This is a genomic window from Shewanella sp. SR44-4 (assembly GCF_014163715.1).
In the GTDB taxonomy this organism is placed as follows: Bacteria; Pseudomonadota; Gammaproteobacteria; order Enterobacterales; family Shewanellaceae; genus Shewanella.
This window is the reverse complement of the sequence record NZ_JACJDU010000001.1, coordinates 116,751-130,599: the sequence shown is the minus strand read 5'-3', so window position 1 is coordinate 130,599 and position 13,849 is coordinate 116,751. Positions and strand designations below refer to the sequence as shown.

The 13,849-nt window shown below is 41.4% G+C and carries 13 protein-coding genes and 3 tRNA genes; 3 read left to right on the top strand and 13 right to left on the bottom strand.

Annotated elements, in window-relative coordinates:
- Window positions 1-146 precede the first annotated feature (146 nt).
- From hflC to orn, 13 genes are all read right to left on the bottom strand, one after another.
- Window positions 147-1,025: a protease modulator HflC gene (gene hflC, locus H5125_RS00590; protein ID WP_101085239.1), complete on the bottom strand. Its 879-nt coding sequence runs from the start codon at window positions 1,023-1,025 to the stop codon at window positions 147-149.
- A 2-nt stretch (window positions 1,026-1,027) separates the two neighbouring features.
- Window positions 1,028-2,188 (bottom strand): FtsH protease activity modulator HflK, encoded by a 1,161-nt coding sequence (gene hflK / locus H5125_RS00585; protein ID WP_162023870.1) that lies wholly within the window; start codon window positions 2,186-2,188, stop codon window positions 1,028-1,030.
- Between the two features lie 33 nt (window positions 2,189-2,221).
- Window positions 2,222-3,529, bottom strand: a complete 1,308-nt coding sequence (gene hflX / locus H5125_RS00580; protein ID WP_101085237.1) for a ribosome rescue GTPase HflX — start codon at window positions 3,527-3,529, stop codon at window positions 2,222-2,224.
- Window positions 3,530-3,549: 20 nt separating this feature from the next.
- On the bottom strand, window positions 3,550-3,807 hold the full coding sequence (hfq, locus tag H5125_RS00575; RefSeq protein ID WP_011638750.1) for an RNA chaperone Hfq: 258 nt from the start codon (window positions 3,805-3,807) through the stop codon (window positions 3,550-3,552).
- An 83-nt stretch (window positions 3,808-3,890) separates the two neighbouring features.
- Window positions 3,891-4,817, bottom strand: coding sequence for a tRNA (adenosine(37)-N6)-dimethylallyltransferase MiaA (gene miaA, locus H5125_RS00570; protein WP_182743163.1), 927 nt, complete (start codon window positions 4,815-4,817; stop codon window positions 3,891-3,893).
- Between the two features lies 1 nt (window position 4,818).
- Window positions 4,819-6,681: a DNA mismatch repair endonuclease MutL gene (gene mutL, locus H5125_RS00565; RefSeq protein ID WP_182743161.1), complete on the bottom strand. Its 1,863-nt coding sequence runs from the start codon at window positions 6,679-6,681 to the stop codon at window positions 4,819-4,821.
- 1 nt (window position 6,682) lies between these two features.
- A complete protein-coding gene (locus H5125_RS00560) occupies window positions 6,683-8,026 on the bottom strand; it encodes an N-acetylmuramoyl-L-alanine amidase (protein WP_101085234.1) in 1,344 nt (447 codons plus the stop codon).
- A gap of 2 nt (window positions 8,027-8,028) precedes the next feature.
- Window positions 8,029-8,487: a tRNA (adenosine(37)-N6)-threonylcarbamoyltransferase complex ATPase subunit type 1 TsaE gene (tsaE, locus tag H5125_RS00555; RefSeq protein ID WP_101085233.1), complete on the bottom strand. Its 459-nt coding sequence runs from the start codon at window positions 8,485-8,487 to the stop codon at window positions 8,029-8,031.
- Window positions 8,488-8,659: 172 nt separating this feature from the next.
- Window positions 8,660-9,115 carry a hypothetical protein gene (locus H5125_RS00550; RefSeq protein WP_101085232.1) on the bottom strand — a complete coding sequence of 152 codons (456 nt, stop codon included), beginning with the start codon at window positions 9,113-9,115 and terminating at the stop codon, window positions 8,660-8,662.
- 584 nt (window positions 9,116-9,699) lie between these two features.
- Window positions 9,700-9,775, bottom strand: a tRNA-Gly gene (locus tag H5125_RS00545).
- Between the two features lie 93 nt (window positions 9,776-9,868).
- Window positions 9,869-9,944, bottom strand: a tRNA-Gly gene (locus H5125_RS00540).
- A 36-nt stretch (window positions 9,945-9,980) separates the two neighbouring features.
- Window positions 9,981-10,056: transfer RNA gene (locus H5125_RS00535), tRNA-Gly, on the bottom strand.
- Window positions 10,057-10,324: 268 nt separating this feature from the next.
- A complete protein-coding gene (gene orn, locus H5125_RS00530) occupies window positions 10,325-10,870 on the bottom strand; it encodes an oligoribonuclease (RefSeq protein WP_011638756.1) in 546 nt (181 codons plus the stop codon).
- 112 nt (window positions 10,871-10,982) lie between these two features.
- Between orn and rsgA the strand changes: the two genes are divergently transcribed.
- From rsgA to H5125_RS00515, 3 genes are read left to right on the top strand one after another with little or no spacing between them, the layout of a single operon-like run.
- Window positions 10,983-12,044, top strand: coding sequence for a small ribosomal subunit biogenesis GTPase RsgA (gene rsgA, locus H5125_RS00525; protein ID WP_101085231.1), 1,062 nt, complete (start codon window positions 10,983-10,985; stop codon window positions 12,042-12,044).
- A gap of 55 nt (window positions 12,045-12,099) precedes the next feature.
- On the top strand, window positions 12,100-12,966 hold the full coding sequence (gene asd / locus H5125_RS00520) for an archaetidylserine decarboxylase (RefSeq protein ID WP_101085230.1): 867 nt from the start codon (window positions 12,100-12,102) through the stop codon (window positions 12,964-12,966).
- A 5-nt stretch (window positions 12,967-12,971) separates the two neighbouring features.
- Window positions 12,972-13,844, top strand: a complete 873-nt coding sequence (locus tag H5125_RS00515; RefSeq protein WP_101085229.1) for a DMT family transporter — start codon at window positions 12,972-12,974, stop codon at window positions 13,842-13,844.
- The last annotated feature ends 5 nt before the right edge of the window (window positions 13,845-13,849 follow it).

Below are 13,849 nucleotides of genomic sequence, written 5' to 3'. Positions count from 1 at the left end.
ATTGCTAGGCTGTAATCTACTCGCCTCGGTTAACACATTTTTATCTCGAACAAAATTCTACCAGTAAAGATCAACAGACCTAGATAATAGGCACAAAAAAGCTCGGTAAAAACCGAGCTTTTTAATGCAAAAAACATACGCGGGTATTATTTAACGCTAGATGATTTCATGTACTTGAAGAAATCACCTTCAGGTTCTAACACCATAATGTCATTTTTACCGGCAAAACTTTCTTTGTATGCTTCTAGGCTACGTAAAAAACTATAAAACTCAGCATCTTTACTGTAGGTATCAGCATAAATTTTTGCCGCTAATGCATCACCTTCACCACGAATAGTAAGGGCTTTACGTTCAGCTTCAGCAATCTTTACTGTCACATTGGCATCAATAGTCGCACGGATAATTTCAGCTTGTTCTTTACCTTGTGCACGGTGTTCTTTCGCCACAGCTTGACGTTCAGCACGCATACGTTGGTAAATACTAATACTGACATTAGCAGGTAAATTAATTTGCTTTACGCGCACATCAACTACTTCAATACCGAGATTTTGTGCACTTTCAGAAGCATTTTCTAATGCGTCAGTTTGCAATTCATCACGCTTACCTGAAACAATTTCCTTGATTGTGCGACGACCAAATTCAGTACGTAAATCGTTGCTAATTTTGGCTTGTAATAAGCTTTCTGCATTGGCTTTAATACCGCCATTGGTAGAAAGATAGTACTTTTCAAAATCACGAATACGCCACTTAACATAAGAGTCGACCATTAAGTCTTTCTTTTCAGAAGTAACAAAACGATCTGCTGCGCCGTCCAATGTTTGGATACGAGCATCCAGATAGCGAACTTTATCGACTAAAGGTAATTTAAAATGAAGGCCAGGAGCAAAAACGGTTGTTACGTCACCATCTTTAAGCACCTTACCGAAACGTGCAACAATCGCGCGTTCACCTTCGCTTACCACCATCAAAGAGGAAAAACTCACCCCTAAAATGATCACTAGAATGATCAGAGCTAATCTACCCATTGTTAGTTCCTCCCTTGGCGATTACGATCTTCGCGGCTGAGACGACCATCTGTTGGCATGCTAGTAATAGGTGTGTCTACACCACTACTAGAAACAGAATTGATGTGACGTTCTACCTCAGGTTCTACTTGATTGCGCAGACTCTTAGAAGAATCCATCAGCTTATCCAAAGGTAAATACATCAGATTACCGCTACTCTTAGTGTCGATAAGGACTTTATTTGTATCAGCCAACACAGATTGCATCGCATCTATGTATAAACGATTTCGGGTTACACCTGGAGCAGCTTTATACTCAGGTAATAACTTCTCAAATCGAGCGACTTTACCTCTAGCTTCAAGAACTTCACGCTCTTTATAAGCACTAGCTTGTTGTGCCATACGCTCTACTTGACCACGCGCTTTGGGTTCGATTTCACGAGCATAAGCTTCAGCTTCGCGAATAAAGCGCTGTTCATCTTCCTGAGCAGAGATAGCATCATCAAATGCATCTTTTACTTCTTCTGGAGGACGAGCGGGTAAAAAGTTAACATCACGAATTTCCAAGCCTAATTTATACGGCTCAATAATACGCTCTAACTCAGTCCAAGTATCACGACGAATAGCATCACGCCCAGTGGTTAAAATGTCATCCATACGATTATGACCAATGACATAGCGCAACGCACTATCAGTCGCTTCACGTAAACTCGAATTGGCATCGACTGCACTGTACAAGTATGAATAAGCATCTGATACGCTATATTGAACCACAAGTTCAACATTCACGATATTTTCATCAGATGTCAGCATTCTGCCAGACGCTGGAATCGAACGGAACGTTTCCACATCAACCATTGTCACATCGTCAATAAAAGTGGCTTTCCAATGTAAACCGGAACTCACTTCACCGATGTGCTGACCAAAACGGAGTAACACTCCACGCTCAGCTTCTTTAACTGTGTATAAGCCAGACAATGCCCAAATAATTAAGGCAATCACTGCTATTATAATCAGTAAAGATGAATTAAATGGCTGACCAGTGGCGCTACCGCCTCCCTTGCCACCAAAGCGTTTTGATAGGTTACGAAATACTTCGTCAAGATCTGGTGGCCCTTTATCGTTACCACCTTTATTTCCCCAAGGGTCTTTGTTCCCCTTGTTACCGGGCTCATTCCAAGCCATTTAGCACTCCATAATTGGATGAAATAAATGAGATTAACAAGTGGCGTCTACTTCTGAAGGTTCAAAAATAAATGCCTCTAATTCCCCTTGACTCTGTTTAGCTAATCGGCGCCAATTGGCGTCCGATAAACGAACAGATAAAATACAGTTCCCCAGATTGTCATACTCTTTCTGCTGTATTGCATCCAGTCGATAAAACTGGCCAAGATAATGTCCTGCTGATGCAGGTATTTTCAATGTAAGCTCGCAAATCACTTCACCGATTAATTCGGTTATCGCTTTCAGCAGCAAATCAAATCCAATGCGTTTTTGCGCAGAGACCCAAACCCTCTCAGGTTTACCATCTTCATCGTAATCGATACGAGGCGCGAAATCTTCAAGTAAATCTATCTTATTGCATACAATCAATTGAGTGATTTCATCTGCATCAATTTCTTCCAATACTCTTTGTACTTGGTCAAAATTTTCAGTCATATTGTCATCAGCACAATCAACGACATGTAAAAGAATTTCAGCTTGTCGAGTTTCTTGTAATGTGGCTTTAAATGCTGCGACGAGATCATGAGGTAAATGACGAATAAACCCAACAGTATCCGCTAAAATCACCGCACCATCAGGTAACGATAATTTACGCAGTGTCGGATCTAATGTTGCGAATAACTGATCGGCTGCATAAACATCCGATGACGTTAGCGCATTAAATAATGTCGATTTACCCGCATTTGTATAGCCTACTAAAGACACAGTCGCTAAATCACTGCGCTTACGAGCTCGTCGGCTTTGCTCACGTTGTTTATCTACTTTATCGAGGCGTCGATTAATATTCTTAATCCGGCCTCGTAATAAACGTCGGTCTGTTTCGAGCTGGGTCTCACCCGGCCCTCGCATCCCGATACCACCTTTTTGTCGCTCTAAATGAGTCCAACCACGAATTAGGCGTGTCGACATGTGGCGCAATTGCGCTAGCTCCACTTGCATCTTACCTTCATGAGTTCTCGCTCGTTGAGCAAAAATATCAAGGATCAACGTAGTTCGATCTAAGACTCGACACTGACACACCACTTCAAGATTACGCTCTTGAGCTGGACTCAATGCATGATTAAAAATCACTACATTGGCTTCAGTAGCAGCGACCATAGCAGCAAGTTCTTCTGCTTTACCGGAACCAATAAAAAACTTTCGGTCCGGCGAGCGTCTGCTGCCAGTAATCACTCCAACAGAGCGAGCACCAGCAGATTCAACTAACAACTGTAATTCAATTAGATCTTCTCGACGCTCTTCGTCTGAAAAGTCTATATGAACCAATACAGCTGTTTCACCCGCTTCATAACGATCAAACAAAAATTATATTCCTTTTCAAATTATTCAGCATCGCTTTCTTCACCATGGGCAGTACCCTGGTGAGCAGAAACATTAAATGGGCGTGCTGGTACGACTGTTGAAATAGCGTGTTTGTAAACCATTTGGCTTACAGTATTTTTCAACAAGATAACAAATTGATCGAATGACTCAACTTGGCCTTGTAATTTAATACCATTCACTAAATAGATAGAGACTGGTACACGCTCTCGACGCAATGCGTTCAAAAATGGGTCTTGTAAAGATTGCCCCTTAGCCATTTTCAATTTCCTTTTTTATTTTAAAATATGTTGAATTAAGTTTTATTGTTTAGTTTTAGTATTATACAGCAACAGCTAATAAGCTAGCGGCTTTGTCGCATAAGCGTAACTAAATTCCCTTCTACACCACTTTCAAGCCACTGTAAATCTGGCCAGCTCCTCAACCATGTTAATTGACGTTTAGCCAATTGCCTAGTGGCTGCGGTAGCTTTTTCGACCATTGTCGCATGATCAAATTCATTATCTAGGTACTGCCAGCACTGTCTGTAACCAACGCAACGCATAGATGGTAGCTCTAAATGCAAATCATCACGCGCTTTCAAACGCGCAACTTCTTCGATAAAACCTTGCTCTAACATGATATTAAAACGCTTTGCGATTAACTCATGTAATACTTTTCGATCGCTTGGTGCAATAGCAAATTGCACTACATCATACGGCAAAGCGGCTGACTTAGTTTGTGTCAATTCAGTCATTGTTTTGCCACTGATCCGATAAACCTCTAAAGCCCGCGACAATCGTTGTGGATCGTTAGGATGAATTCTTTCTCCAGCAACAGGGTCAATATTACACAATTCTTGATGCAGCGCATCCCAACCCTCGGTTTGCGCTTGCGCTAATATTTGTTGCCTAATAGCTTCATCAGCACTGGGTAAAGGTGATAAGCCTTCTAACAATGCCTTAAAGTACATCATGGTGCCACCCACGAGTAAAGGGGTCTTACCACGGCTAATAATGTCTTCGATAGCCAATAATGCATCACGGCGAAAATCTGCCGCGGAATAACTTTCGCTAGGGTCAAGAATATCAATTAATTTATGCGGAGCCATTTCCAGCTCTTCAGCACTGGGTTTAGCAGACCCTATATTCATATCACGATAGATCAACGCAGAATCTACTGAGATAATTTCACAATTATATTGAGTTGCCATATCAATGGCTAATGCCGTTTTGCCTGAGGCGGTAGGCCCCATTAAAAAAATCACTTTCGGCTTATCGACACTATTCACGTTAATTATCTTTCATCCAATTTTGCCAAGGCATTATGCGCTCTTGGTCATAACAAGTTTGTTGCGTTTCATCGTCAAGTGAACAAAATTGCAGCCATAAAGCTTGAGCTGGCTCAAATTGCGATAAACTTTGTTGTGCCAACCAACCTACGATAGCGCTTTCTGTAGGTTGCTCTAATTGTATCCATTGCAGTAACTCTGGGATCACAATAGCAAGTTGGCATTCCCTCAAATATGGGGGCACTTTTTTAATAATCAACTGTTGGAAGCGAATTGTTAATTCAATACCCATTTGACGCAGTAATTGATCACGAGCGGCTAAGGTTTCTATCCAGTCCAAATCTGCGGCTAAAGACACAGGCATTAATAAAGGTTGCGACACTAAACCGTTAGCTAATTTGGTTGCTATGTCTTTCTTTCTTACTGCCAATAACACGGTTTTTATCGACAGTAATGACAGCCTATCATCTTTACAGATAACCCAATGCTCACCCGCTAATAACGGCGGCATGGCAACTTGATGTACAGCCTCGTTAACATAGGATACCGCGCTATTCATCGGGGTATGCAACAACTGCCCATAATTAGCTATAGCGGTTTTCGTCTGGGCAGATGAAGATGCACCAGAAGGCTTTGTACCATAACTAGGCTTAATTGCAGCTGAATAGCCACCAGATGAGCCATTTGTCTTACCAGGTACATGCATCGAACCAAATTGACTAACGCTGTTAATCGCCTTACTCGAACCATGATTAAGTGTAAAAATGTCTTCTGTGGTATCGGCCACTTTCGCATCATGCATCATGTTTGATTCGGTGTGCATTGTTACAACAGTATCATGATGTTCTAATTCATCAGATAAAGGTAACAAAGGCATTTCGACTAATGCCGATTGCACCGCTTGTAAAATAAAGTCATGTACATAACGAGATTGATGAAACCGCACTTCATGCTTAGCAGGATGAACATTGACATCTACTTGATGTGGGTCAAGTGATAACATCAACACATAGCCCGGCTGATGTTCAATACCATATTCAGCAAATGCTTGTTTTACGGCATGGTTAACCAATCGGTCTCTAATTAAGCGTCCATTGACATAAAAAAAGTTGGTATCGGTGATAACAGTGTCTTGTGGCGACTGCAGATAACCCGTTAATAATAAATCATCGTGTTCACAAGCAATGCTCAATGCCTGTTCAGCAAAAGCTCTACCACAAATTTGCGCCAAACGTTGTTGAGTTTGAATGTCAGTATTTGCAGGACGATACTGACGTACTAACTTACCATTGTGTGTCAGGGTAAAGTGAATATCGCTACGAACAATGGCTATGCGCTTTAACCACTCATCTATATGAGTAAATTCAGTTTTATCACTTTTTAAAAAACGGCGTCTGGCGGGAGTATTAAAAAATAAATCGACCACATCAATAGTCGAGCCTTGAGGATGCGCAGCAGGAGTCACTTTCACGTCCATTTGCGAGCCTTCAGCATAGGCCTGCCAAGCTTCAGATTGCTCTGCAGTTTTCGACGTTAATGTTAATCGCGACACCGAACTAATACTGGCCAAGGCCTCGCCCCGAAAACCAAAGCTTAAAATAGCTTCGAGGTCATCGAGCGTATGCACTTTTGAGGTTGCGTGACGCGATAACGCCAATGCCAACTCATCTTTAGGAATACCCGCACCATTATCGCGAATACGAATAAGCTTGCTGCCGCCTTTGTCGATATCAATATCAACTCTAGTCGCACCAGCATCAAGGCTGTTTTCAACCAGTTCTTTGACCACCGAAGCCGGACGTTCCACTACTTCACCGGCTGCGATTTGGTTTGCAAGTTGAGGTGGTAGCAGCTGAATAGCCATATTAAGCCCTTGGGATCACAAGATGTTGACCAACACGAACCACGTCTGACTTCAAGTTATTAGCCTGCTTTAAACGTGAAATAGAAACGCGGTATCGCTGAGCGATAACAGACAATGACTCACCACGTTGTACTTTATGCTTTTGTGTTTGCGAGCTGTCAGAGCGTGTTTTAGCAATCAAAGTATCACTGGGCGCATTACTAGCAAAATAACGTTGCACTCCCGAATGGATGGCGCGGGCTATCTTTTCTTGATGCGCTGGGTTTCTTAGTAAACGCTCTTCTTGTGGATTAGAAATAAAACCTGTTTCCACCAGAATTGAAGGTATATCCGGCGATTTAAGTACCGCCAAACTCGCAGCTTCTGGTTTATGCTTATGTAATTTGGTGACACTGTTGAGATCTTTTAATACATCGCCAGCAATAGAATTACTTATCGCCATAGAACTATTCATCGACATATCTAAAAGGGTCATGGCTAAATATTGTTCGCTATCAGAGTTTTGAATAATTTCTCCAGCACCCCCTAATAACTCAGAGTGCTTCTCTTTTTGCTCAAGCCAACGACCAATTTCAGTATTTGCACGGCGCATAGATAATACCCAAACCGATGCGCCCTGAGGCTGAGGAGAAGTAAATGCATCTGCATGAATTGAAATCAATAAATCTGCTTTAATATTACGCGCCAGCTCAGAGCGTTTATTTGGATGAATATAATAATCACCACGTCTCGTCATCACAGCACGCATTCCTGCTGTTTGATTAATTTTGCTGGCTAAACGCGTTGCAATTTCCATCACCACACGCTTTTCGTAAGTCCCAGAGGGGCCAATTGAACCAGGATCTTCACCACCGTGTCCAGCATCAATGGCGATCACAATATCTCTAGATGACTGATTAGCAGAACGACTGACCGTATTCACCGTTGGCGACTCGCCGTTAGAATCTTCTAAATCGACCACAAGGCGGTTGCCATAAGGAGCGGTTGGAGGCAATGTAAATAGACTGGACTTTACCGGTTTAGTTAAATCCATAACCAGACGCAATACACCTTTTTTAGGTGGAGAACTAAAGCGTATCTTTTTGATAATTTTACTATTGTTAGCTATTTTATCTAAATTAATCTTGGCGCCAGTATCTTGAATGTCGACCACTAAACGATGAGGACCGGTTAAGGTAAAGCTGTCATAATTAGGTGATTGAGTTAAATCGAACACCACTCGCGTCGATTCTGGGGCAGCCCAAATGCGCACGCTATCAAGTTGGTTGGCAGCCCAAACCACATTAGACTGCAAAAACAACAGCATGAATACTACAGAGGTAAAAAACGTATTTTTTAAAGTCATTATTATTTTATTTTATTTATAATTGCCTGCCCAGCAGGGGATAAGCCTTGTAATTCAATTTGTCTTTGAGATTCTTTATAACGCAAATGCAAATGGATGTCAGCCTCAGGGAGTAATCCATGACCATTATTAGGCCATTCAACTAGACACACACTTCTGTCAGTAAAATAATCACGGATACCCATATACTCGAGTTCTTCTGGGTCAGCTAATCGATATAGGTCAAAATGAAATACATCCATATCATTAAATTCATAGGGCTCGACCAAGGTGTATGTCGGACTTTTCACCGCGCCTTGATGACCTAAACTTTGAATAATGCCTCGACTAAACGTTGTTTTACCCGCCCCTAAATCCCCCGTAAGATAAATAGTGAGTGGCGGCTTTATCCACTGTGCAATTTGTTGTCCAAGGGCAACAGTAGCTTGTTCATTTTCAAGGGTTTTAAACAGCGATGTCATGTGTAAAGTCAGCTTCCATAAAAAAGAGATACAAGAATGCTAAATATACCAGAAGTTACCGGGGAACTCCCACTGTTATAGTGGTTATTTTTTGTTAATAAAAAAACCAGCTACTGGGAATAGCTGGCAAAATCACACTTCAGGAAGTTATATTAAATTTTCAACGCCTCGTTTAAATGTCATCCATACGGATGGTGCTATGAACTAAACGTTTTTGTTGTGTTTGTGCAACACGGACTAAGTCCATTAATGCACTTTTAATTTCATCAGTTGGGCTACTAATAGCTGTTTTTTCTAGTAACGCGATTAAGCGGTTTTCTAGGTCTAAATGCAATTCAAGCACTTCGTCTTCTTTCATATTGGCAGGGAGTGACGTTTCATTGCAACGCTTGCTAAAATCTTCAAAAGTAATGTCTTTATACCAAGTATTTAATATTCTTGATGGTGCATCTTCAATATAGCTTTCTAACGTTTCGTAAATATGTCTTTGGTGTTGTTGAAAATAAGTCAACATCATCTTAACTCGAGAGGAATCTGCATTACGATCTAAGCGCTTATATAATTTCTCCATATCGAGATGGCAATTAGCAACGTAATCAAGTAGCTCACTTAGTTGTTGGATCCGCATAAAACTCACCTCGTTTAAAGCCCTAACTTCTTAGGAAAATCTATCTTGAGTTGATTATCAAAGATTACAACAGTAAATGATTTGAAGCAGATCATGTTTTACTTCACCAATATGCGCTTACTTTAGAGATCCATGAAGAAGTGAGTACTAGATCACTTATTTGTTGATTGCAAAAAGATTTGCTCAAACACAAATGATGCAAATTTATTAAAATAATAAGGTTCAGACTGAATTAGACTCGGATTGATGGCTATTAAAAAATGTAGATCGAGCTATACGTTTCTCAATAATGGTTCGAACGGATGATCGCTTTATGACGTCTAGCTTGGCAATCAAAAGGTAGCGCATAGTCTAAAAGCGCAACTGAGCTAATGTCGCTGTAGTTATTCGTAAGATTTAGAACAAAGAAGATTTGGAGCAAATAGGATTAAGAAGGAAGTGATTTGGAGCGACGTTTCTTTATAAATAAAGAGGGGTTCGAACTGATGACCGCTTTATGACGTCTAGCTTGGCAAACAAAAAGGTATCGCATTTTCTAAAAGCGCAACTGAGCTAATGTTGTATTTTAAACTAGGGAAGTGATTTGGAGCGACATATCAGGTTCGAACTGATGACCTATACCTTGGCAAGGTATCGCTCTACCAACTGAGCTAATGTCGCGTACTGTTTGCTTCATTGTAACAATCAACAAGGTATCGTCTTTCAACCTATGCCAACTGAGCTAATGTCGCATTACAAAATCATGTAGAAAATTGGAGCGACATATCAGGTTCGAACTGATGACCTATACCTTGGCAAGGTATCGCTCTACCAACTGAGCTAATGTCGCACATATTTCACTTTCTTTTAAAATCATACAGAAATTTGGAGCGACATATCAGGTTCGAACTGATGACCTATACCTTGGCAAGGTATCGCTCTACCAACTGAGCTAATGTCGCGTACTATTTGCTTCATTGTAACAATCAACAAGGTATCGTCTTTCAACCTATGCCAACTGAGCTAATGTCGCGTACTGGTTGCTTCATTGTAACAATCAACAAGGTATCGTCTTTCAACCTATGTCAACTGAGCTAACGTCGCATACTTTCAAATTTCATTACAACTTTCTATGACTCAGAGTTTGGCGCTCTGTAGAAAGTTGAGGCCGCATTATAGGTAAATTTTACTATGCTGCAACCCCCTTTTTAAAAAAAATTGTTCGATTGGTTAAATTTTAAATACTTCTTTGCGATAAAACTGCATTTCAGCAATAGATTCCTTGATATCTTCTAATGCTTGGTGAGTATTTTTCTTGCTGAAGCCATTCATTGTTTCAGGACTCCAACGACGAACCAATTCTTTAACTGTGCTGACATCAATGTTGCGATAATGAAAGAACTCTTCAAGTTCCAACATGTACTTATTCAAGAAGCGACGATCTTGACCAATACTATTACCGCACATTGGCGATGCGCCTTTAGGCACGTACTGAGCTAAAAAATCAATCGTTTGTGCTATCGCATCTTGTTCAGAACATTTACTGGCACGCACACGGTCAACTAATCCAGACTCTCCGTGATGTTTTTGGTTCCAATCATCCATGCCTGCTAGTACTTCATCGGTCTGATAAATGGCTAGAACAGGGCCTTGAGCAATGATATTGAGTTCTTGGTCGGTCACTAAGGTTGCAATTTCAATGACTCGATCGACATCTGGTTCTAAGCCTGTCATTTCCAAATCAACCCAAATTAGATTATTCGCATCAACAGCCATTTATGCCGCCTTATGTTATCTGTCGCCTAAATTCAGGCATTTTTATAAAAGAGTGTGTATCATACTGTTTTTTTGACACACAAAAAAACACCTATTTAATGAAGATAAGCCAGTGAGTAAAAAGAAACCCCTAAGCCAAGGCCAATTACGCCGAATGCGAGCGAATCAAACCAAGCGATTAAAGCGCGGTGACGATGACACTCAACAAGCTGAGTTACAGGATAATCTCTTAGGCCCTGAGCAAGCTGGAGTGGTTATTTCGCGCTTTGGTCAGCATGCCGACATCGAAACGGCTGACGGTACTGTATCGCGGTGTAATATTCGCCGCGCAGTAACCAGTTTAGTTACTGGTGATAAAGTGGTGGTCCGATTAGCGACAGAAGTCCAATCTGGCTCCAGTATCGGTGGCATTGTTATCGCCGTTCACCCTCGAAAATCTTCTTTAACTCGACCAGATTTATACGACGGCGTAAAAATTATTGCCGCCAACATCGATCAAATCTTAATTGTGTCATCGGTATTGCCCAGCTTTACCACTCAAATTATTGACCGATACTTAGTGGCTTCAGAAGATACAGATATCACACCGATCATCATTCTCAATAAAATTGATTTATTGGATGACACTAATCGTGATGAAATAGAAACGGCATTAACGCGTTACCAAAATATTGGTTATCAGGTTTTCCGCGTCAGTAGTCACACCGGTGAAGGCGTTGAAGACCTTAAAGAATTACTCAATAACAGCGTCAGTGTTTTTGCTGGTCAGTCTGGTGTTGGCAAGTCTTCTTTAATCAATGCATTAATGCCTGATGCTGAATTGTTGATCGGAGATGTCTCTGGCAACTCAGGTTTAGGACAGCACACTACAACCACAGCCAAATTACTGCACTTTGTCAGCGGCGGTGATTTAATCGACTCACCTGGTGTTCGCGAATTTGCCTTGTGGCATTTGGATGCCATCAGAGTGGGCTGGTGTTTTGTTGAGTTTAGAGACTTTTTAGGATCGTGTAAGTTCCGCGATTGTAAACATGGCGACGACCCAGGTTGTGCTTTACAGCAGGCTTTAGCTGATGGAAAGATAACTCAAGACCGCTTTAGTAATTACCAACGTATTATTGCCAGTTTAGACGAGCAACGTCATGCACGACATTTTCGTGCTATTGATGAATAATACTCAATAGAATAATATTTTATGGTTCAACCAGATTAGAGAAAAGGAAAATACATTGGACTCAATTAAAATTGCTTTGCAATACATGCTACCAAAACATTTTCTGTCGCGTTTAGTGGGTAAGTTTGCTGCTGCGGAAGCAGGCGCTATCACCACGGCAGGAATTAAATGGTTTATCAAACAATACAAAATTGATATGTCTGAAGCACAGCAACCTGAGCCCGAAGCCTATAAAACGTTTAATGCATTTTTTACCCGTGCATTAAAGCCTGAACTCAGACCTATCTGCACAGAAAGTAATATGATGGCGCACCCTGTTGACGGTGCGGTAAGCCAATGTGGACCGATTGAAGCGGGCAATATTTTCCAGGCTAAAGGCCACACTTATACCTCTGAAGCATTGTTAGGTGGCAATAAGGCCGATGCTGCACGCTTTGATGGTGGGGATTTTGCCACCATTTATTTGGCCCCAAAAGATTACCATCGCCTGCATATGCCTATTACAGGTACATTATCAAAAATGACTTACGTGCCAGGTGATTTATTCTCGGTTAATCCACTTACCGCTCAAAACGTGCCAGGACTGTTTGCCCGTAATGAACGTGTTGTAGCTATATTTGAAACCGAAGTAGGTCCACTAGCAATGGTACTAGTTGGTGCAACCATTGTTGCCAGTATTGAAACCATATGGTCTGGCACGGTAACACCGCCAGGCGGTAAGCAAGTATTTAGCTGGGACTATCCAACCACGGGTCCAGAAGCGGTCACCTTAGAAAAAGGCGCTGAAATGGGCCGCTTTAAACTAGGCAGTACTGTGGTGATGTTATTTGCCCAAGATGCTATTGAAACATTTGCAGATGGTGTTGAACCAGGTGCAACAACTCGTATGGGTCAGCCGTTCGCTAAACTCACACAGCAGTAACCAACATGACAACAACTAAACCACACTCTGGCTTAGTTGAGTTACATATAGCCGTACTGCTCTTTGGTGGTACGGCTTTATTTTCTAAACTCATTCCCCTTAGCGCACTTAACATTACCTTTTTGCGCTGTATCATCGCCGCAATAGTACTCGCTGCAATGATTAAAACGACCAAACGCCCACTTAGATTACAACGCCAACAAGATTATTGGGCGGCCTTAGCGCTAGGCACTTTAGTGTGTCTGCATTGGGTAACCTATTTTGCAGCTATGCAGTTGTCATCTGTCGCCATTGGCATGATTGCATTTTTTACTTATCCCGTCATGACGGTATTAATCGAACCATTAATCAATAAAACGCAGCTCAAACTTGTCGATGTAATATCCGGTATCGCGGTATTAGCAGGCGTAATAATGCTGATCCCTGAGGCAAATCTGAATAACGACACCACCATAGGCATTATCGTTGGCGTTATTTCAGCAGCTTTATTTACCTGCAGAAATTTGCTTCATAAACGTGTATTTTCGCAATATAGCGGTCCGCATGCTATGTTTTATCAAACACTGATAACGTTAATTCTATTGAGTCCTTGGCAAGATGTCGCTGCACAGCACATTAGCCAAACCACTTGGGGATTGATTCTGTTACTTGGCATAGTGTTCACCGCCTTACCTCATGCGTTATTTACTACAGCACTGCGTTTTTTAAGCGCTAAAACAGTGGGGTTAGTGTCGTGTTTACAACCGTTTTATGGTGCAGTGCTCGCATTATTGGTTTTAGACGAACAACTCACAACACCAACCCTTATCGGCGGAACCATTATTGTGGCAACGGCTTTATTTGAAACCCAACAAAGTCATCAAAAAAGTAGAGCATAATCACG

Coding starts and splice junctions, on each gene's coding strand:
- hflC (WP_101085239.1), bottom strand. CDS start 1,025: ATGGGTAGATTAGCTCTGATCATTCTAGTGATCATTTTAGGGGTGAGT.
- hflK (WP_162023870.1), bottom strand. CDS start 2,188: ATGGCTTGGAATGAGCCCGGTAACAAGGGGAACAAAGACCCTTGGGGA.
- hfq (WP_011638750.1), bottom strand. CDS start 3,807: ATGGCTAAGGGGCAATCTTTACAAGACCCATTTTTGAACGCATTGCGT.
- mutL (WP_182743161.1), bottom strand. CDS start 6,681: ATGGCTATTCAGCTGCTACCACCTCAACTTGCAAACCAAATCGCAGCC.
- H5125_RS00560 (WP_101085234.1), bottom strand. CDS start 8,026: ATGACTTTAAAAAATACGTTTTTTACCTCTGTAGTATTCATGCTGTTG.
- tsaE (WP_101085233.1), bottom strand. CDS start 8,487: ATGACATCGCTGTTTAAAACCCTTGAAAATGAACAAGCTACTGTTGCC.
- H5125_RS00550 (WP_101085232.1), bottom strand. CDS start 9,115: ATGCGGATCCAACAACTAAGTGAGCTACTTGATTACGTTGCTAATTGC.
- orn (WP_011638756.1), bottom strand. CDS start 10,870: ATGGCTGTTGATGCGAATAATCTAATTTGGGTTGATTTGGAAATGACA.
- H5125_RS00515 (WP_101085229.1), top strand. CDS start 12,972: ATGACAACAACTAAACCACACTCTGGCTTAGTTGAGTTACATATAGCC.